At 60.3% G+C, this 19983-nt stretch carries 20 protein-coding genes; 8 read left to right on the forward strand and 12 right to left on the reverse strand.

What is annotated here, in order from left to right; genetic code table 11:
• Positions 1-16: 16 nt before the first annotated feature.
• Positions 17-421: a hypothetical protein gene (locus HB630_RS08455; protein ID WP_213771694.1), complete on the reverse strand. Its 405-nt coding sequence runs from the start codon at positions 419-421 to the stop codon at positions 17-19.
• An 89-nt stretch (positions 422-510) separates the two neighbouring features.
• On the opposite strand from HB630_RS08455, the gene HB630_RS08460 reads away from it, so the two are divergent.
• Positions 511-1035, forward strand: coding sequence for a DUF3280 domain-containing protein (locus HB630_RS08460; protein ID WP_213771696.1), 525 nt, complete (start codon positions 511-513; stop codon positions 1033-1035).
• Between the two features lie 36 nt (positions 1036-1071).
• On the opposite strand, the gene fghA is transcribed toward HB630_RS08460, so the two are convergent.
• From fghA to HB630_RS08475, 3 genes are all read right to left on the reverse strand, one after another.
• Positions 1072-1917, reverse strand: a complete 846-nt coding sequence (fghA, locus tag HB630_RS08465; protein ID WP_213771698.1) for an S-formylglutathione hydrolase — start codon at positions 1915-1917, stop codon at positions 1072-1074.
• A gap of 134 nt (positions 1918-2051) precedes the next feature.
• On the reverse strand, positions 2052-2624 hold the full coding sequence (gfa, locus tag HB630_RS08470) for an S-(hydroxymethyl)glutathione synthase (protein WP_213771700.1): 573 nt from the start codon (positions 2622-2624) through the stop codon (positions 2052-2054).
• A gap of 151 nt (positions 2625-2775) precedes the next feature.
• Positions 2776-3885: an S-(hydroxymethyl)glutathione dehydrogenase/class III alcohol dehydrogenase gene (locus tag HB630_RS08475; protein ID WP_213771701.1), complete on the reverse strand. Its 1110-nt coding sequence runs from the start codon at positions 3883-3885 to the stop codon at positions 2776-2778.
• A 429-nt stretch (positions 3886-4314) separates the two neighbouring features.
• On the opposite strand from HB630_RS08475, the gene HB630_RS08480 reads away from it, so the two are divergent.
• Positions 4315-4521 (forward strand): hypothetical protein, encoded by a 207-nt coding sequence (locus tag HB630_RS08480; RefSeq protein ID WP_213771703.1) that lies wholly within the window; start codon positions 4315-4317, stop codon positions 4519-4521.
• Between the two features lie 92 nt (positions 4522-4613).
• Here the strand turns inward: HB630_RS08480 and HB630_RS08485 are convergent, their stop codons facing one another.
• On the reverse strand, positions 4614-5597 hold the full coding sequence (locus HB630_RS08485) for a PQQ-dependent catabolism-associated beta-propeller protein (RefSeq protein ID WP_213771704.1): 984 nt from the start codon (positions 5595-5597) through the stop codon (positions 4614-4616).
• Positions 5598-5924: 327 nt separating this feature from the next.
• Between HB630_RS08485 and HB630_RS08490 the strand changes: the two genes are divergently transcribed.
• The 4 genes from HB630_RS08490 (at position 5925) to HB630_RS08505 (ending at position 10641) form a co-directional block, all read left to right on the forward strand.
• Positions 5925-7097 (forward strand): ABC transporter substrate-binding protein, encoded by a 1173-nt coding sequence (locus HB630_RS08490; RefSeq protein WP_249780763.1) that lies wholly within the window; start codon positions 5925-5927, stop codon positions 7095-7097.
• A gap of 140 nt (positions 7098-7237) precedes the next feature.
• On the forward strand, positions 7238-7318 hold the full coding sequence (gene pqqA, locus HB630_RS08495; RefSeq protein ID WP_009031067.1) for a pyrroloquinoline quinone precursor peptide PqqA: 81 nt from the start codon (positions 7238-7240) through the stop codon (positions 7316-7318).
• Between the two features lie 549 nt (positions 7319-7867).
• Positions 7868-8320 (forward strand): (2Fe-2S)-binding protein, encoded by a 453-nt coding sequence (locus tag HB630_RS08500; RefSeq protein ID WP_213771706.1) that lies wholly within the window; start codon positions 7868-7870, stop codon positions 8318-8320.
• A gap of 2 nt (positions 8321-8322) precedes the next feature.
• Positions 8323-10641, forward strand: coding sequence for a molybdopterin cofactor-binding domain-containing protein (locus tag HB630_RS08505; protein WP_213771708.1), 2319 nt, complete (start codon positions 8323-8325; stop codon positions 10639-10641).
• A 91-nt stretch (positions 10642-10732) separates the two neighbouring features.
• Here the strand turns inward: HB630_RS08505 and HB630_RS08510 are convergent, their stop codons facing one another.
• Positions 10733-12460, reverse strand: a complete 1728-nt coding sequence (locus tag HB630_RS08510; RefSeq protein ID WP_213771710.1) for a methanol/ethanol family PQQ-dependent dehydrogenase — start codon at positions 12458-12460, stop codon at positions 10733-10735.
• Between the two features lie 72 nt (positions 12461-12532).
• Entirely contained in the window at positions 12533-13189 is a 657-nt protein-coding gene (locus HB630_RS08515; protein ID WP_213771712.1) for a ubiquinol-cytochrome c reductase iron-sulfur subunit, read from the reverse strand.
• Positions 13190-13442: 253 nt separating this feature from the next.
• Between HB630_RS08515 and HB630_RS08520 the strand changes: the two genes are divergently transcribed.
• On the forward strand, positions 13443-13589 hold the full coding sequence (locus HB630_RS08520) for a hypothetical protein (protein ID WP_213771714.1): 147 nt from the start codon (positions 13443-13445) through the stop codon (positions 13587-13589).
• A gap of 192 nt (positions 13590-13781) precedes the next feature.
• Positions 13782-15422 carry a methyl-accepting chemotaxis protein gene (locus HB630_RS08525; RefSeq protein ID WP_213771715.1) on the forward strand — a complete coding sequence of 547 codons (1641 nt, stop codon included), beginning with the start codon at positions 13782-13784 and terminating at the stop codon, positions 15420-15422.
• 93 nt (positions 15423-15515) lie between these two features.
• Here HB630_RS08525 and HB630_RS08530 read toward each other — a convergent pair whose 3' ends face one another.
• The 5 genes from HB630_RS08530 to HB630_RS08550 all read right to left on the reverse strand — a co-directional run bounded on the left by HB630_RS08530 (position 15516) and on the right by HB630_RS08550 (position 19962).
• On the reverse strand, positions 15516-15701 hold the full coding sequence (locus HB630_RS08530; RefSeq protein WP_213771716.1) for a hypothetical protein: 186 nt from the start codon (positions 15699-15701) through the stop codon (positions 15516-15518).
• A 227-nt stretch (positions 15702-15928) separates the two neighbouring features.
• Positions 15929-16210, reverse strand: a complete 282-nt coding sequence (locus tag HB630_RS08535) for a ferredoxin family protein (protein ID WP_213771718.1) — start codon at positions 16208-16210, stop codon at positions 15929-15931.
• Between the two features lie 12 nt (positions 16211-16222).
• A complete protein-coding gene (locus tag HB630_RS08540) occupies positions 16223-17266 on the reverse strand; it encodes an aromatic ring-hydroxylating dioxygenase subunit alpha (protein WP_213771720.1) in 1044 nt (347 codons plus the stop codon).
• A 260-nt stretch (positions 17267-17526) separates the two neighbouring features.
• Positions 17527-19167 carry a gamma-glutamyltransferase gene (gene ggt, locus HB630_RS08545; protein WP_249780725.1) on the reverse strand — a complete coding sequence of 547 codons (1641 nt, stop codon included), beginning with the start codon at positions 19165-19167 and terminating at the stop codon, positions 17527-17529.
• Positions 19168-19185: 18 nt separating this feature from the next.
• On the reverse strand, positions 19186-19962 hold the full coding sequence (locus HB630_RS08550; protein ID WP_213771722.1) for a class II aldolase/adducin family protein: 777 nt from the start codon (positions 19960-19962) through the stop codon (positions 19186-19188).
• Positions 19963-19983 lie beyond the last annotated feature (21 nt).

The raw sequence follows: 19983 nt of genomic DNA on the forward strand, positions 1-19983 counted from the left end.
CCGGCACTTAGCGCCGTCATCTGGCGCAGTCCCTAAGGTCCTTCTCCTCGATTGAGAAGATCGCGCCGCTCTTCACCTGAATGTTTGGAACGACACAGGTTCGACCACGGCTGTCGATGAACTTAACGTCGTAAGTCCCGGCGGCCGTGTCGGTAATTGTCAGCCGCTCATCATGATCAACGGTGTGATCGCGATCATTTTCGGTCTGATTGCGTCCCCACTCGTTCTTGCCGGACGGCGAGAGCTGCAACGAGGTAATCGTGTTGGCGGTCAGGTTCCAGAACCTCGTGTCCTTTGCCGAAGCGGCCGCTGGAACGAACGCCAGAACGAAGGCCATCAGGATAGCCGCCTTTGCCATTGTGCGCTGCTCCCAAAATAGTTCGGCATCCAACGCCAACGCTCTCGCACGGGTTGGCGCCATCGGTTGGTGCCTGTGCTAATATCAATCCGGGTCACCGGCCGCAATCGGAAGCAGGATTGATGGCGCAAGGCCCGCCGTGAGGAACGATGATGCTCTCCCGAATGCTGACTCCGATCGTGCCCCTTGCTTGCGGTATCCTGGTTTGGACCAGCACGGCCACCGCCGCTCCCGCCACAGCCATCTTTCCTTTTGAAATCTACGACAGCAGCGGCGAACCGCCGCAGCCCGATCGGGCGGCCCGGCTCGCAATGGCGACGCAGGTCCTGTCGGAGGCGCTGGAAAAGACCGGGCGCTATTCGCCGGTCGACCTCGGGCCGTTCAGCGCCGAGGTGGCTGCGACATCGCCGCGTTACCGATGCGGAGATTGCTTTCTGCCAGTCGCGCGCAAGGCCGGCGCGGCTTACGCCGCGGTATCCGTGGTACACAAGGTGTCGTCGCTGATCTCGTCGATGGACGTATGGATCTTCGAGACTTCCGGCGGCGCGAGCGTGGCCCATCTCAGCGGCCAGATCCGCGGCGACACCGCGGAAGCCTATGAGCATGGGGTGCGCTTCCTGGTCAGGAACCGGATGCCGACCGACGCGCCAGTTGCCGACGGCACACAGTCCAAATAGTTGAATCCAGGGAGTGGAATAGAACGGTAAATTCGCTCACGCCGTCAACCGTGCGGCGTGCCAACGCAAATGATCTTCCATGAAGCTCGATATGAAATAATAGCTGTGATCATAACCAGCCTGGCGGCGGAGGACCAACGGAATTTCCGCTTGCGCGCAGGCGCGTTGCAGAAGCTCCGGGCGAAGTTGCCCGGTCAGGAATTGATCCGCATCGCCATAATCAACCAGAAAATCGGAAAACCGCGCGCCATCCTCGATCAGCGCGACCGTATCGTGCTTGCGCCAAACCACGCGTTCTTCGCCGAGATATCCGCCCAACGCCTTGATCCCCCACGGCACTTGCGAGGGCGCGACGATCGGTGAAAAAGCGCTGGCGGCGCGATAGCGGTCGGGATGCCGCAGCGCGATCGTGAGCGCACCGTGACCGCCCATCGAATGCCCCATGATCGATTGCCGTTTCGGATCGACCGGAAATTCACCCGCGACCAGTTCCGGAAGCTCTTCGGTCACATAACTCCACATCCGGTAATTATCCGCGAACGGCGACTGAATAGCATCGACATAAAATCCGGCGCCGAGCCCGAAATCATAGGCGCCGGCGGGATCTCCCGGTACGCCCTCCCCGCGCGGACTGGTGTCCGGCGCGACAAAGACCAGCCCCAGTTCGGCGCAGGCCCGGCGAAACTCGCCCTTCTCCGTGACGTTGGCGTGCGTGCAGGTCAGGCCCGACAGATACCAGACCACCGGCAGTTTCGCGCCGGCCCGGTGCGAAGGCACATAGACCGAGAAGGTCATGGCAGTCCCAGTCTCGCGGCTGACGTGCCTGTAAACGCCCTGTACCCCGTCATGCGATCGGTTCAGCGAAACGGTTTCAAGAGACATGATATTCCGGCTCCGGCGCCGCAACGACGCCAAGATGATCGCCGATCGGGCGCGAGATTCTCAATCTCTATATTCTGGATACTCCGGCTCCGCCAGCGGTTGCCCGCCAGCAGGAGCCACACCAATCAGCCGCGTCAGGCTGCCACCGCCGCCTTGGATTTCGCCACATGGGTGGCGATCGCATCCATGAGCGGCGGCGACAGGCAATCATAGGATTCGAGCCCAAGCTCCTTCAGGCGCGACCTGATGCCGGACATCTCGGAGGGATTGACGCCGGACTCGATCACGGACGATACGAACGCCGCGAATCCCGGAGCCGCCCAGCCGCCTTCGGTGAAAAGCTCGGGATGGATGAAATCCAAACCGTAGAACGGATGCCCCTTGTTCTCGATGCGGCCATACATATGCGTGCCGCAAACCTTGCAGGCATGGCGCTGGATCGCCGCCGAGGCGTCAACAATCTGAAGCTTGTCGCCGTTTTCGAGAACCGTGACGTTCTCGCGCGGAACAACGGCGATAACCGAAAAGGTCGCGCCCTCGGGCTTCCAGCATTTGGTGCAGCCGCAGACGTGATCGTAGGCAACATCTCCCTTGATGCCAATCTTGACCGGCTCGTCCTTGCATTTGCATACAAGCGTGCCACCGGCAAAATGGCCGGTGCCTTGCTTTACTCCATTGTCAACCGATGGGTGGATATGAACAGTCATGGGCCTATCCTCCTTGTGTTTGACGTTTTTGATTTTAAACGCGACTTCGACTTCAGATCGTGACCCGATCCGATGGAATCGGATCACGACCTCAGTTCCTGCTTGAACACGGTTTTATTGAAAAGCGCTCCCGGCTTTTCCGGACCATGTCCTAGAACACGACGACCGAACGGATCGACTTTCCCTCGTGCATCAGATCGAATCCCTTGTTGATGTCCTCGAGCTTGAGAACATGGGTGATCATCGGATCGATCTGAATCTTGCCGTCCATATACCAATCGACGATCTTCGGCACGTCGGTACGGCCGCGCGCGCCGCCGAACGCCGAACCTTTCCAGACCCGGCCGGTGACAAGCTGGAACGGCCGGGTAGAGATCTCCTTGCCGGCTTCCGCCACCCCGATCACGACCGACACGCCCCAGCCGCGGTGGCAGGCTTCCAGCGCCTGCCGCATCACCGTCGTGTTGCCGGTGCAGTCGAAGGTGTAATCGGCGCCGCCGTCGGTCAGCGCGACCAGATGCTGGACGATGTCTCCATCGACCTTCTTCGGATTGACGAAATGAGTCATGCCGAAGCGGCGGCCCCACTCCTCCTTGGAGTCATTGACGTCGACGCCGACGATCTTGTCGGCTCCCACCATCCGCGCGCCCTGGATGACGTTGAGGCCAATGCCGCCGAGGCCGAACACGACCACATTAGCGCCCGGCGTGACCTTGGCGGTATTGACCACCGCACCGACGCCCGTGGTAACGCCGCAACCGATATAGCAGCTCTTGTCGAACGGAGCGTCCTCGCGGATCTTGGCGACCGCGATCTCCGGCAGCACCGTGAAATTCGAGAACGTCGAACAGCCCATATAGTGAAAGATCGACTTTCCCTTGTAGCTGAAACGCGAGGTGCCGTCAGGCATCAGGCCTTTGCCCTGGGTGGCACGGATCGCGGTGCAGAGGTTGGTCTTTTGGCTGAGGCAGCTTTTGCACTGGCGGCATTCGGGCGTGTAAAGCGGGATCACATGATCTCCCGGCTTTACCGAGGTGACGCCCGGCCCGACCTCCCGGATGATGCCGGCACCCTCGTGGCCAAGAATCGAAGGGAAAATCCCCTCGCTGTCGAGACCGTCGAGCGTATAGGCGTCGGTGTGGCAAATTCCCGTCGCCTTGATCTCGACCAGGACTTCGCCGGCCTTGGGGCCTTCCAGATCGAGCTCGACGATTTCCAGCGGCTTCTTGGCCTCGAATGCGACTGCGGCCCGTGTCTTCATCTACCGTTCCTCCACTCAAAGAGATTCTTCTTGAGCCGGGATTAGTTACGGTTTTTTTAAAGTTCTTTGACCATTGCAATACTGCAGAACAGCAACGTGACAGCATCACGCGCGCCTGACATCAACGACAAAGTGCAAGAACCCCGGGGCAAGACACCTAATCCAACATTGCACGCTTACGACCGTTGTCAAGGCCACCGCTTCACAGCGCCTCCGCCTCTGCCGCAATCCGCATGCCATGATCGCACTAAATATGCCGCGCCAGCTTACGCAGTTTGCAATGCGGCAAGGCGCTATTCGTTGCGCGTGCTGCGGGTGACACGGAACCAAAGGGCCGGCAGCGGGAACGAGGCCGGCGCCAAAGTTTGAGACGCGGGCCTCAATTGGGCATAATATTTTCGCATTTCATTCGAACAGGGGGCATGGGGAATGATTGAAATCATCCTGACGGTCTGTGCCATCGCCAACCCGGCCAATTGCGAAGAAAAATATCTTCAGTTCGCCTGGGACGGCTCGATCGGTCAATGCATGATGGCAGCGCAGCCCTACATTGCCGAGTGGATCGGCCGGCATCCCGAGTGGACCGCGACGAAATGGAGCTGCGACTATCCCGGCCATGAGAAGCGGAAGATTTGACCGGCGCGGCCGATGCGCGTTGCGGCCGCGTCCCCCCAAGACACTTCCAACAAGACGGGACGGATCCGTTCCGGCAATCGCCGGGCCAATGTTCAATTCGGACCGAAAGCTACGCCCCAGGGCAGCTCGCCGACCTGAATGGATTTGATCACCTTTTGCGCCGCGACATCGATCACCGAAACATCGTTCGACACGCCGTTGGCGACCAGCAGATATTTTTCGTCGGGCGTGAACGCGCCATGCCAGACCCGCTGCCCGACAAGCAGATATTTCAGGACAGCGTGGGTGAGGCCGTCAACCACCGCGACCCGATTGGCAGGCCCGAGATCAATAAAGCCGAGCTTGCCGTCCCTGGTGATATTGATGCCGACCGGCTGGATCGCCTCGGATCGCAACCCCGGGATCTCGAACGTCACGGTTTGCTTGAGTTGCCGCGTCGCGGGATCGATGATCGCGAGCGTCCCACCGATCTCGGAGGTAACCCACAGTTCCGATCCGTCGGACTTGAACGCCGAGAAGCGCGGGCGGGAACCGACGAGCAGATTGTCCACGACTTCGCGGCTTGCGGTATCGATGAAATGGACCATGCTGGTGGTCTCGGACGTACAAATCAGCGTCTTTGAATCTGGACTGACCGCCATGCCCTCGGGTTCGGTGCCGACCGAAACCTGTCCGACCGCCGCACGCTTCTCCATGTCGATGATCGTCACCATCGCGTCGTTTTCATTGGCGACGTAAAGCATCTTCCCGGCCGGATCGAGCGCAAACTGCTCCGGATCCGGACCGGACGGCAAATCGCCGGCATCGTTGCGACTCCCGGTATCGAAGACCTGAATCGTATCGTCATCGCCAAGTGCAACAAAGACGGACTTGCCATCGCGGGTGACTTCGATACCGCGCGGCCGCTGCCCGGTCTTGATCGTGGCCACCGTCTCCATTTTATCGGTGTCGACCACGGAGATCGAATTGCCCTTCTCGTTGGAAACATAGGCGAGAAAAGCGAATGCGGGATCGAACGAGAGGAGGACCCCGGATAGCGAGAGACCGAGTATCGCGATCCAGCGCAAATCGAACATGTGGGCGTCCTCCCATGTGTCAGGTCCGGTTCATGCCGATTGAACTCAAGCGGCATGACGGCCTGTTTCAAGCCTGATGCACCGACCGGGCAATCTCAGCCGTTCGAGATCGCTGGCCGGCTTCGGGCTTTCTTGCGCCCGACGATAAATTGAGTAGCCTGAAAGCTCAAACGGGATGAAATGCCGATATCGGCAATGTCCGCTGCAACGGTTCAAGCCCCTGCCCTGCAAGCGATGTTGCGGCGCAATCGGACCATATAAGAAATCGGATCACATAAAACGTCCGAATAATAATCCGAATCTGGGAGGATCGATGTGCTCCGGCTCCTGATTGGCTGCTTCATACTGATCGCCCTGAGCGGAACCGGCCAGTCCGGCCAGCCGCTGGAAATCAAGATCGGCTATCTTCATCAGCCGCCATCGCGGATCAGGATATCGCTGATGGACGTACCGGCCGCCAATGATGGTCTCGCCGGCGCTTTGCTGGCGATCGATGACAATAATGCGACCGGACGCTTCCTCAATCAGCATTACACATTGGTCGAGAAGACAATCGGCGAGAACGACGATCCGGCCGCGGCCGTGGACGCGCTGGCGGATCAGGGTGTGTCCTTTGTCGTCACCAGCCTCGACGCCGACCGGCTGCTGAAGGCCGCGGATGCCGGCAAGGCACGCGGCGAGACCCTGATCAATGCCTTCGCGATCGATGAGCGCCTGCGCGAACAGGACTGTCGCGCCGACGTCATTCATGTCGCTCCCGCGCGTTCCATGCTCGCCGACGCATTGGCGCAGTATCTGGTTTGGAAAAAATGGCGCAAATGGATACTGATCGTGGGCTCGCATGAAAACGACGGGTTGTTCGCTGATGCACTGCGTCATGCTGCAACGCGGTTTGGCGCCAAGATCGTCGAGGAGCGAACCTTCAAGGACAATGGCGGCGCGCGGCGGACCGACAGCGGCGTGGCCGAGATCCAGCAGCAGATACCGATGGTGACACAGGGCGCGCCCGAGCATGACGTGCTGGTTGCGGCGGACGAAAGCGAGGTCTTCGCAGGCTATCTGCCGTACCGGACCTGGGATCCACGCCCGGTCGCAGGCTCCGCCGGACTCGTGCCGACCACCTGGGATGCGGCATTCGATCAATGGGGAGCGGTGCAGTTGCAAAACCGCTTCACAAGGACATTCCAGCGACCAATGACAGCACATGACATGCAGGTCTGGACGTCAGTCCGCGTGGTTGGCGAGGCCGCGGCGCGGACCAATTCCGGCGATCCCGGCAAGATGCTGGCCTATATGAAAAGTCCGGAATTTTCAGTTGCGGCCTTCAAGGGTCAGAAGCTGACGCTTCGGGACTGGAACCAGCAATTACGGCAGCCCATCCTGCTGTTCGACGGCAGGAACACCGTCTCGGTGTCACCCCAGGAAGGATTCCTTCATCAGGTGTCGACGCTCGATACGCTCGGCCTCGATCGTCCCGAGACCAAATGCGTGCTGAAGTGACCGCGCCAACAGGACAGACAGTCTCACCTAACGAGCGAATAACATGACCGGAAAACACAACGTCAGCTTGCACCGCTTCGACCGGGGTCTTATCCTTCCGAAGCGGCAAACCGCCGTTTTCGTGCGAGAGGAGATCTAAGATGGCCTGGAAGACTCCCAAAATCGTCGAAGTGCCGGTGGGCATGGAAATCAACATGTACGCCTGCGCGGCCCGCAAATAGATCGTTGCGACAGCTTCTCATTCGACCGAGGCCAATGCAGGAAGTGCAACGCTTTTCGGGGCGCGATGGCAACCAACCCGCCACCGCGCTCCTTTTTATCATTCGAGCGTCCTGTTTCGGCAAACCGACCATCATTTTACGCCGATAGATTGAGTAGGTCCGTTGACGTTTCCGGTGATTTTGACCGGTAATCCTGCCGCGCCGCTTCTGACAAGCGGAAAATGCAAAACACCAGTCTGTGAAGTCAGCCGCACGTATTTTCTGATAATCTTTGGGGATGATGAGCCTGCTCCGGCGAATCGGATTTAAAATCAAAAATAAAGAACCAAGACAAAACGGAAGGAATGCGCCGAAACGGAATACCGATAAAGGTCGTGCAATGAGGTCTGCCGGCTTCCCATTCCGGGATCGATTCCAGAGATCCACTTCAGGATTCACTTGAAGGGTGTTCCCTTGGAGGGAAGCAGAACGGCGGATGCGGGCCGATAGAAACATGTTCTGGCTCGCACCGAAGAGACATCAGCAGCTTATGAAGAGCGAGGAACGATCATGATCAAAGTGAAGATTAACGGACAAGAGCATGGCTGGGACGGCGACCCGGATCTTCCATTGCTCTGGTTTCTGCGTGACGAAGTCGGGTTGACCGGCACCAAATTCGGATGCGGCCAGGCGCTGTGCGGCGCTTGCACGGTGATGGTCGACAAGCAGGCCGTGCGCTCCTGCATCACCTCGGTATCCGACGTGGTTGACCGCGAGGTCGTGACCATCGAGGGCCTGCATCCGACCGGCGACCATTCGGTGCAGAAGGCCTGGCGTCAGACCAACGTTCCGCAATGCGGCTATTGCCAATCCGGCCAGATCATGCAGGCCGCCGCCCTGTTGACGGAGAATCCAAAACCCAGCCACGATCAGATACGCGAAGCGATGTCAGGCAATATCTGCCGCTGCGGTTGTTACCAGCGCATCGAGAACGCCATCCATCTCGCCTCGACGGGGGTCTGATCATGAATATCATCACCAATCCCGACAAGCTTCGCGGCTTTGAAAAACACGTCAAGGTGGAAAAGGTCTCGCGCCGCGCCATTCTCAAGAGCCTCGGCATTGCTGGAGGCCTTGTGCTTGCCGCACCGGTCACGTCGCGCCAGGCGTTCGCGGCCTATCAGACCGGCGCCGGAAAAATGCCGCACGGCACGGTGGTCGATCCCCACATCTTCGTTGCGATCGCGCCGGATGGCACCGTAACGATCCTGGCGCACCGCTCGGAAATGGGAACGGGCGTGCGCACGAGCCTGCCGCTGATCGTCGCCGAGGAGATGGAGGCCGACTGGTCGCGCGTCAAAGTGCAACAGGCCCCAGGTAACGAAGCCAAATACGGCAATCAGGATACCGATGGCTCCCGCAGCACGCGGCACTATCTGCTGCCGATGCGCCAGATCGGCGCGTCGGCGCGTGCGATGCTGGAAGCTGCCGCCGCCAAACGCTGGAACGTTGCGGTGTCCGAGGTCAAGGCCGTGAACCATGAAGTGGTTCATTCCGCCAGCAGCCGCCGTCTTGGATTCGGCGACCTTGCCGCCGACGCCGCCAAGGAATCGGTGCCCGCCATCGAAACCCTGAAATTAAAAGATCCGAAGAACTTCCGTTATCTCGGCAAGGGCGAAGTCAGCATTGTCGACCTGCGCGACATCACCATGGGCGCCGCGCATTACGGCATCGACACACGTCTTCCCGGCATGAAATACGCCGTGATCGCCCGGCCGCCGGTGACCGGCGGCAAGCTGGTGTCCTTCGATTCGAGCGACGCGATGAAAGTCTCCGGCGTCGAGAAGGTGATGGAAATCAAGGGATGGCCGTGGCCTTCCAAGTTCCAGCCGCTCGGCGGCGTGGCCGTGATCGCGCGCAACACCGGGGCTGCGATCAAGGGACGCGACGCGTTGAAGGTCGTCTGGGATGACGGCGACAACGGCAAATATGATTCGGTCACCTATCGCACCGAACTTGAGGAGGCTGCGCGCAAACCCGGCCTGGTCGTGCGCAAGGAAGGCGACGTCGACGCCGCCTTGAAGAGGGCCGACAAGGTCGTCGTCGGCGAGTATTATCTGCCTCACCTCGCCCATGTCAGCATGGAGCCGCCGGTTGCGGTCGCCAACGTGACGGGCGACAAGGCCGAGATCTGGGCGCCCGTGCAAAGCCCCGGCGGCACGCGCGAGGACGTCGCCAAGACGCTCGGCATCCCGGAGGATAATGTGACGGTCAACGTCACGCTGCTCGGCGGCGGCTTCGGGCGCAAGTCGAAATGCGATTACGCGCTGGAAGCGGCCCTGCTCTCGAAAGAGCTCGGTGTACCGGTCAAGGTGCAGTGGACGCGGGAAGACGATGTTCGTCACGATTTCCTGCACACTGTCTCGGCGGAGCGCATCGAGGCCGGCCTCGACAAGAACGGCAAGGTGATCGCCTGGCGCCACCGCAGCGTCGCGCCAACGATCGCTTCCACATTCGCAGCCGGAGCGGTCCACGCCGCACCGTTCGAACTCGGCATGGGCCTGATCGACATGCCGTTCGAGATCGCCAACATCCAGTGCGAAAATCCGGAAGCGGCGGCGCATACCCGCATCGGCTGGTTCCGTTCGGTCTCGAACATCCCGCGTGCCTTTGCGGTGCAATCAATGGTCGGCGAACTCGCGCACGCCACCAACCGCGACCAGAAGGATATGCTGCTCGAACTGATCGGTTCGCCGCGGATCGTCAATCTTTCGTCGGTGAAGGATCCGTGGAATTACGGCGAGCCCTATGACAGCTATCCGATCGACACCGCGCGTCTTCGCAAGGTCGTCGAGGAGGTCGCCGACAAGGGCGGATGGGGACGTTCGGTGCCCAAAGGACACGGGCTCGGCATTGCCGTACACCGCAGCTTCGTCAGCTACATCGCGACCATCGTCGAAGTGTCGGTGGACGACAAGGGCAAGCTCAGCGTGCCCAGGGTCGATACCGCGATCGATTGCGGCACCTACGTCAATCCGGAACGCATCCAGTCGCAGATCGAGGGCGCCGCGATCATGGGGCTGAGCCTTGCCAAATATGGCGAGATCAGTTTCAAGGACGGCAAGGTGCAACAGGGCAATTTCGACGACTTCCCGGTGATCCGGATCGATGAAGCCCCGCTCGTGACCAATGTCTATATCATCGAGCCCGGTCCCGAGACACCGCCGAGCGGAGTCGGCGAGCCAGGCGTGCCGCCTTTCGCACCGGCGCTGATCAACGCCATCTTTGCCGCCACCGGCAAACGCATCCGCGCGCTGCCGATCGGCAAGCAACTGGAGATTTGAGGCGAAGCGTCAAGCCGCACAGGCGTTTTAAGTACCCAAGTGAAAGCGGCGGGCCTTTGGTCCGCCGCTTTTTATTTCGAGGTGCCACCAACTACTTCTTGACCGCGAACACCCAAACGACGCCGCCCTGGGGCACATTGCTTTCGATGCCGACATTATCCCCGGCCAGCGCGTCCTGGATGCGCTGCGCATCGACGCCCCAACCCGACTGAACGGCGATATATTCGGTGCCGTCCACCTCATAGGCGACCGGCATGCCGACGATGCCCGAGTTGGTCTTTTGCTCCCAAAGGACATCGCCCGTCCTGGCGTCGAAGGCCCGGAAATTTCGATCGTTGGTGCCTCCGGCAAAGACGAGATCGCCCGCGGTCGCCGTCACCGAAGCAAACAATTGCGATTTGGCGAAGTTGTGCGACCAGGCCTTCTTGCCGGTGGCCGGATCCCAGGCCTGCAACTCGCCGAAATGATCCGCGCCGGGACGGACCGACAGGCCGATATCTTCCGCCCTGGTCCCGAGCCAGAGTTGCCCCGGCACCAGCGGCACTTTCTCGCCGGTAAAGCCGCCGCAGAAATTTTCGTTGGCGGGAACATAGACCAATCCGGTCTTCTGACTATAGGCCGCCGACGGCCAATCCTTGCCGCCCCACAGCGAAGGACAGAACTCGACTCGTTTGCCGAGCGTCGGTTTGTGCGCGGGGTCGAGAATGGGCCTGCCGGTCTCGGCTTCGATGCCTTTCCATACGTCGGTATGAACGAAGGGCCAGCCCGCCACGTAATTGATGCGGTCGGGTTTACGTTCCAGAATCCAGAAGATCGCGTCGCGCCCCGGATGGATCAGGCCCTTGAACGAGCGGCCGTCCCTTTGCAGGTCGACCAGCATCGGCGCATCCACCTCATCCCAATCCCATGAATCGTTCTGATGGTATTGGTGGAACGCCTTGATCTTGCCGGTCTCGGGATCAAGCGCGAGCACGGAGCTTGTGTAGAGATTGTCGCCGGGGTGAATTGAACCCGGCCAGGGCGACGCGTTGCCGATTCCCCAGTAGATCGTCTTGGTGTCCTTGTCGTAGGTGCCGGTCATCCAGGCCGATCCGCCGCCCGACTTCCAGTCGTCGCCACTCCACGTATCATGACCGGGCTCGCCCTCGCCCGGAATGGTGAAGGTTCGCCACAACTCCTTGCCGTCATTGGCATCGAACGCAACGATATAGCCGCGAACACCGAATTCGCCGCCGGAGCCGCCGACCACAATCTTGCCGTCGACCACCATCGGCATCAGCGTCATATACTGGCCCTTCTTATAATCCTGGACCTTCTTGTCCCAGACCACCTTGCCGGTCCTGGCGTCGAGGGCGACCACGTGATCGTCGGTCGTGGCCAGATACAGCTTGTCCTGCCACAGGCCCACGCCGCGGCTGGTCGGATGCAATTGAAAGAGATCGTCGGGAAGCTGGCGTTTGTATCGCCAGTATTCTTCGCCGGTCCTGGCGTTGAGGGCGATCACCTGCCCCATCGGTGTCGCAATGAACATCACGCCGTTATTGACGATCGGCGGGGCCTCATGCCCCTCCGATACACCGGTCGAGAAGGTCCATACCGGCGTCAGGTCCTTGACGTTCAAGGTATTGATCTGGTCGAGCGGGCTGTAGCCCTGCCCGTCATAGGTCCGGCGATATAGCATCCAGTTGCCGGGTTCGGGATTTTCGAGACGATCCGATGTCACCGGGCTGTAATTCTCGATCGGACCGGCGACGGCGGCGGTAGAGACAAGGCACGTGAACGCAACAAAGCCCGACAATAGCCATTGCTTCTTGGTCATGAACGCTACCTCCCTGTTTTTTCTGTTCACCAACTTTTTGTTGTGCGAAACCCCGATGCGACGGCGCAACCGTCAGCCTGACTGCTGAGCACCTACCTTTCCGATAAATGTTGCGGCCACGATGAGCGAACCGTCGGCGATGGCCAACGGCAGCGCCGCCAGACGCCGTGGCGCCGGCCCGAATACGACTTCCGCGGCGTTGCGCGGGTCATATTCGGAATTGTGACACATGCATTTGAAAACGTTCTTGTCGCCGTTATCCTGCTTCACCCAGGCAGTGACGGGACATCCGGCATGGGCGCAAATGGCCGAATAGGCGACGATGCCGTCGGCCGACCGCGAGCGCGTCTCGCCATCAAGCTCGGCCGGATCAAGTCTCACAATCAGGATCTCGTTCAGCCGCGAGCCCTTGCGGATGACGGAGGTTTTCGAATCTTTTGGCCAGGCACGTAACGGCGGGCCGCCGAGTTTCAAATCCTCCGGCGTGATGACTTCGCCTGCACGATTGCCTTCGGCGAAAACAAGCAGGTCCGCCTTTTGCGGCCGCTCGTCGCCGCCCGGCTGATCCTCCTCGGCGGCCGCAACATGGCCCACCGCCAGGCACGCACCGCCGGCAAGCGCCGTCAAGATAAGCGTGCGCCGCGTCTGATCGGAACAAGGCACAACCGTCTTGAGCTCCGCAACGCTGCGTTCGACCGATGCGTCGATGTCGCGCTCTGATTCAGACATGGCGCAGACTGAGCGCCGAAACTCGGACGAAAAGAGGGCGACCAACCATTCGTTCGCTTTGAGTCGCGCGCTTTCCACCCTCAGCTAAATTTTGGGAAGAACAGGTCCGTGAAATTCCTGTCGCATAACACCACAGCTAAGAAAAAAATGTCATGCCCATTTCGCCGGTCAGCCTGGAGACGCCAGATTTGTGCAGCGCGTTATGAAACGTATGGCGGATTGTTCGGGACGGCATGAACCCTGTTGAATCGGCTTGATGATCGTCTCGAATTTATCCATTGCCGCGATGCAGCGCCGGGCCCTGGCACATGACGACGCTGAGGATGTCGATCCGGCGGCCAATGGCGGGCCTGACGCAGGCGATCCGATTGCCGGCGGCGCGGGCTCAAACCAATCTTAACGGGAAATAAGCAAATCCGGCTGAAAGCCTCGCGGTCGGGGCGACCAGACCTTGCCGGTCCCGGGCTTTGTTAGGAGCTACTTTATCAATTGGCGTTAATCTTTTCCGGAATCGCCGTCCCAAAGACGGCCGTGTTCCCAGAAAAGGTGCGCGATGCTCGGTAATTTGCGAATTTCCTCCAAACTGATGATCATGGTTGGCTTATCGGTGCTCGGCATCGCAGCCGTTGCTATCGTCGGGCTCTCCACGCTCAGAACCAACTTGCTGGAAGATCGCAAATCCAAGCTCCACGATGTCGTTCTTCTCGCCCGGCAGGTGGTCGATCTGGATTACCAGGCCTCCAAAAAAGCCGGGCTTTCCGACACGGAGGCCTTTGAAAAGGGAAAAGCGCTTCTACGCACGCTGCGTTTCGGCAAGGACGACTATTTCTACGCTTTCAACTCGGAAGGGCTGGTGCAGTCCCACCCGAACCCGAATGTCGAGAACAAGAACCTGTATAACGTGCCCGACTCCGACGGTGTTTTGTTCACGCGGCAGCAAATCGAACTGGCCGCCAAGGGTGGCGGGTTTGTAGGATATCGCTTCACGCGCGCCGTAGGCACCGAGCCGTTGCCCAAGATATCCTATGCTACCGAGTTCAAGCCGTATGGCTGGACCATCGGCGGCGGCATCTATCTCGACGACGTCGACACGATCTTCTGGCAGCAGGTATCATGGATCGGCACCATGGTCGGCGTGGCGCTCCTGCTCGTCATCGGCATGTCGCTGGTGCTCGGACGCAGCATCGTCCGGCCCATTACCGGCATGACGGCGGCCATGCGCAGGATTGCCGACGGCGACACCGCAACCGTGATCCCGGCACAGGAGCGCCGTGACGAAGTCGGTGCGATGGCGCAATCCGTCCAGGTGTTCAAGGACAGCATGATCGAAGCTGCGCGGCTGCGCGGCGAGCAGGACGAACTGAAGAAGAAAGCCGAAGCCGAGAGAGCCGGACTGCTCGGCAAAATGGCCGACGACTTCGAACACAGCGTCCGCGGCTCACTCGATGCGCTCACAGGTGCTGCGGTCGAACTGCGCGGGACCTCGAACAGCATGTCTGCAACGGCCGAAGAGGCCAGCCGTCAGGCGACAACGGTCGCCGTGGTCGCCGGGCAAGCCTCCTCGAACGTACAAACCGTCGCCGCGGCGACCGAAGAGCTTTCGTCGTCGGTGTCCGAGATCGGGCGCCAGGTCGCTCAATCGACCCGGATTGCCGGACAAGCCGTCGCAGAGGCGACCCGCACCAATGTCACCGTGCAGGGCCTGTCGGCCGCGGCGCAAAAGATCGGCGATGTCATCAAGCTGATCAGCGACATCGCCAGCCAGACCAACCTTCTGGCTTTGAACGCGACGATCGAAGCCGCGCGCGCCGGTGAATCCGGCAGGGGATTTGCGGTGGTCGCGAGCGAGGTCAAGACGCTTGCCAGCCAGACGGCGAAAGCGACGGAAGAGATTTCGGCTCAGGTCGCCGCCATGCAAGGCGCAACCACGGAAGCGGTACAGGCGATCGAAAGCATCGGTGGAACGATCGGCACGATCAACGAAATCACGACCGCGATCGCCGCCGCCGTCGAGCAACAGGGCACCGCCACCAAGGAAATCGCCCGCAACGTGCAGGAAGCCGCGCAGGGCACCGGCATGGTGACGGATAATATCAACGGCGTGACAGATGCTGCCGGCGAAACCGGCGCCGCGGCCGGCCGGGTGCAGATCTCGGCCGAGGAGCTCAACCGGCAAGCGGCCGTGCTGAGAACCAAGGTCGATGGCTTCCTGGTGAATATCCGCGCGGCGTAATATCTCCGCGCGGCATCGATAGCGGTTCCGATTGAATCAGAATCGGGACTCTATTGTTTTGGCGCGTTTTGCAGCGAGGAATAGCTCTGCAATTTATTCCTTGACGTCACTGCGATTGCAGGAAGTTGCGGCACGGCGCGCCCGCATGTTCCATCCCGCGCTCAATGCACGAGACGAAGATAAAGTGTCCGCCAAGGCTTTCAGCCGCCGGCGCCATGTTGCATCGTCCAATTTCTTCATCGCAAAGAACAGCCCGGGCGGCAGATGCAATTCGTCCATGTCTTTGATCTCCGTTCTACCCGTCTTTCCATCAGCCTAGATTCGATAAAAGGATCATGGCCAGGTCGCATGCTCGATCGGCCCGATCGCATTGAAATTTATCCGGGAATCAAGAATCAGACAGCTGTTGCCGAGAGCCTGATACCTGAACAACGTGATGTCCGAAGACCGCCGCGACAGACCTGCCGCAGACAACGTCATGACGTCGAGCTGCGGGAAGAGGTGCATTACGCCCTTGCTTTCAAGGGAGTCTGCCTGTCCTCGACGACGGGCAGCTCAGCAGCTCGCTCCGCGTTGAGCGCAACCGAATGCGACCACTGGGGAGGCAGGTCCACTTCATCATAGATCGCCTGTTCCGGACAGACCGGCACACAGGCCTGGCACAGGATGCACGCGGCCGGATCGATATAGACCATTCGATCGTCGCCGTGAAAGCATGAGACCGGACAGACCGTCACGCATTCGGTATAGCGGCAATCCCTGCATTTTTCGGTGACGACAATAGCCATCGCGGCGACCGGCTAGGCTGTGCCGTAAGTGAGGCCGAACGCACCGAGCCAGCGGCGATAGGTCAATCCGAATTTGTCCGTGCGATGGTGGATTTCGGCGCGCAGATCGACCGGAATACGTTCGGGCCGCTGCGTCTCCACGATGTCCTTGTCCTGCGCAAAGACCTTGTCCTGCCGGCGCAGGATATCTGCTTCGGTGAGATCCGCGCCGAAGTTGATGGCGACACACAGCCGGATGACGCAGTTCACCTCGTCGATGGGCTGCGCGGTCAGGAAGGTGCAGAAGCGATCGTCCGGGCTTCCGAGATGACGCTTCTCGGGATCGGCGATTTCCACCGCCTTGGAGAAGTAGGCAACCAGCGGACGAAAGACCCGGTAAGTATAAGTCGCGTACACCGGAACCTGGCGATGATCGCCGTAAGGCTGGAACACGCGGATCCCGCTGGTGCTGATGCCGCTTGCGTCCTCAAAAACCTTGTAATCCTCCACCTTGTCCGGCGCCTCCTCAAGGCCGTTCAGGCCGCCATGAACGAACGGAAAATGCGTCGCGTCGATGAAGTTCTCGACCGAACGGAAGCCGTTCGCCTTGAAGAAATAGGGCCCGGTATTGAACTTGCGGAAGCTCGAATCCGTCCACTCCGGAAAAACCGGAACAGGGTGCTTCGGCTCGCCGAGCGATGCCCATACCATCCCATAACGCTCCTCGGCGCGATGAGGAAATGCGCGTGCTTTCAGCGGGGGCGGCTGATCGGGCGCGGCGGGAACCAGAACGCATTTGGCCGAGCCATCGTAACGCCAGCCGTGATAGGGGCACACGACCGTATCGTTGGCGATCCAGCCCTTGGACAACCGCGCACCACGGTGAATGCACAAATCCTTCCAGACATGGATTTGTCCTGCGGCGTCACGCCACAGGATCAGATCTTCCCCCAGCAACGTCGCCGGTACCACCTTGCCGACCGGGACATCCTTGCTGAAAGCGATGACGTGCCAGTCGTCGACTAAAGCCGCATCTGGGTTGACGGGTTCCGAGACCATCCGCACTGGAGCATTCATGTGGTCGTCCCTTCGTGCTTTTCACCACCCTGATCGCGTCCCCCCTCGGAACGCGACCTCATCCCTTTGTTCGAGCATGACCTCCGCACAAACGCCTTCCGCGGTTATCGCGAGGGAAAGCCGGTTTCGACTTTGCGCCAACGCGGCCCTCCGGGGCCGGATCATGCTCCAGCATTGCTCAAGCAATTTGCTTGCCATCGGTGCTAGACCCTTGCGGCCGGACAGGACATATCTGCCCTGACCGCGCCGCTGGTCCCGCATCAAAATCCCACCGCAGCTCCATCGCCCCTCGGATCCGCACCGCCCTTCATCACGCCGGTCGTCCGATCGATCAGGATCGCACCGGCATGGCCCATGATGTCGGAATAGTCCGGCGTCAGATTGATGCGATGGCCAAGCCGCATCAATTCCAACACCACATCGTCGCGCACGCGGCCCTCAAGGTTGAGCATCGTTCCCGGCTGCGACAGATCGAGCATGCGGCCCTGAAGCCAGCGCGGCGCTTCGATCGCCTGCTGCGGCGACATCTTGTAGTCGATGATCCGCGCCACGACCGCGGCCTGGGTCTGCGGCTGCCCCTCGCCGCCCATGGTGCCATAGACAAGCTCGGGAGCACCGTCCTTGAACAGCATTCCGGCGATCAGGGTATGGAAGCATCGCTTGCGCGGCTGAAGCCGGTTGGCCGAAGTTTCGTCGAGCACAAAATATTTGCCGCGATTTTGTAGATGCACGCCGGTTCCGGCCGGCATGATACCCGAACCAAAGCCGTCGCAGACGCTTTGAATCAGCGATACCGAATTGCCTTGTTGATCCACGACGCCGATCCAGACGGTGTCGCCGCCCTTGATCACGGACGCACTCGAAGCGGCCGAGGTCGATTGCTTGATCGCGTCGGCCTGCGCCTTGCCGTGCGCTCTCGACAGCAGCCGTTCGATCGGGATATCGACAAATGCCGGATCGGTCAGCCACTCGTCGCGGTCGGCGAATGCGGCTTTCACCGCCTCGGCCATCAGATGATAGAAGCCGGCCGAACCGTCCTCGATCCGCGACAGATCGAAATGGTTGAGGATGTTCAGGATGCCGAGCGCCGCCATGCCCTGCGTGTTCGGCGGCAGGTTGAAGGCCGTATAGCCGCGATAGGGTACAGAAATCGGGTCGACCCAATCCGCGGTGTGCGCGGCGAAATCCTCCCGCGTCAGCACGCCGCCATTGTCCAAAAGCTCCGCCGCGATCATCCGGGCGATGTCGCCCTTGTAAAATGCCTTGGCGCCTTCCTTGCTGATCGCTTCGAGCGTTGCCGCAAGATCGGATTGACGCATGACGTCGCCTGCCCGCAGCGGGCTTCCATCCGGCTTGCAGAAATGCTTTTTCATTTCCGGAAAGCGCTGCAGGTTTCCAAAACCCTTGTCAGCGGCGTTGAAATCCACCAGCCCGCGCAGATCCTGATGCGACGAAACCGGAACGCCGGATCGCGCATACCCGATCGCGTCCTCGAGAAGCTCGCTCCAGGCCATCTTGCCGCCAAGCTTGCCGACACTGTGCTGATAGGCAGCCTCCCATCCCGACACCACGCCCGGCACGGTATTGGCGGCCAGATATCCCCTGGCCGGAATCGCCGAGACTCCCTGCTCGCGATAATGGGCCAACGTAGCCTTGCTGCCCGAGCGCCCGGAGGCATTCAGCGCCAGCGGCGCGGATTGGCCATCCCGCGCGATCAGCCAGAAATTGTCACCGCCGATGCTGTTGGCCTGCGGATACACGACCGCGACCGTCGCGGCTGTGGCGATCGCCGCTTCGATGGCGTTGCCGCCCTGCCGAAGGATGCGCAATCCGGATTGAGAGGCCAGATAGTGCGGCGACGTCACCATCCCGTTCATCGCCAAGGTCGTTGGTCGTGTCATCTCAGGGAACTTTCACAGTCAATTGCGGTAGGATGGATCTTCGCTGTCGAGCTTGCGGATCAGCGCTTGCCATTCCAAAGCGCCCGGATTCGCGGTCAATTGCTCCTCCGAATAACGCAGACGCGCCGAATATTCCGAGACTTCTTCGGACGGCATGATCAGCTTCTGGCCCGACGACTGGGCCTTGAGCTGCACCTCGCAGGACTTTTCGAGGTAGTACATCAGGATAAAGGTCTCGGCGACGGTGCGGCCCGTTACGAACACACCGTGATTCTCCATCAACATCACCTGCGTATCGCCCAGATTGGCAAGTAGTCGGTCCCGCTCATCGAGACGCACCGGCGGCCCTTCATACGGATGATAGGAGACGCGCTTGTAGAATTGCTGCGCCCACACGGTGAGCGGCAACAGGCCGCCTTCAAGGCACGACACCGCCATGGCGTGGATCGGATGCGCGTGGAAGACGCAGACCCTGTCGTCACCCGAACGATGGACCGCGCTGTGCAGCACAAAGCCGGTGGGGTTATGCACCCAGCGATCGTCCGGTTCGACCATCTCGCCGTTCTGATCGACCTTGATCAGTGACGAGGCGGTGATTTCGCTGAACAGCATACCGTACGGATTGAGCAGGAAATGCAATTCCGGTCCCGGCACGCGCGCTGAGAGGTGGGTATAAATCAGATCGTCCATGCCGAGTTTTGCGGTCAGCCGGTAGGCTGCGGCGAGTTCGACTCTCAGCTTCGCTTCTTCGGCGCTCCATTTCGCCTTCTTTGCGATCGGCGTAGCTACGTTCATGCTTTTTCCCTTCTGTTTGGT

Source organism: Bradyrhizobium sp. dw_78 (assembly GCF_018449525.1).
In the GTDB taxonomy this organism is placed as follows: domain Bacteria; phylum Pseudomonadota; class Alphaproteobacteria; order Rhizobiales; family Xanthobacteraceae; genus Bradyrhizobium.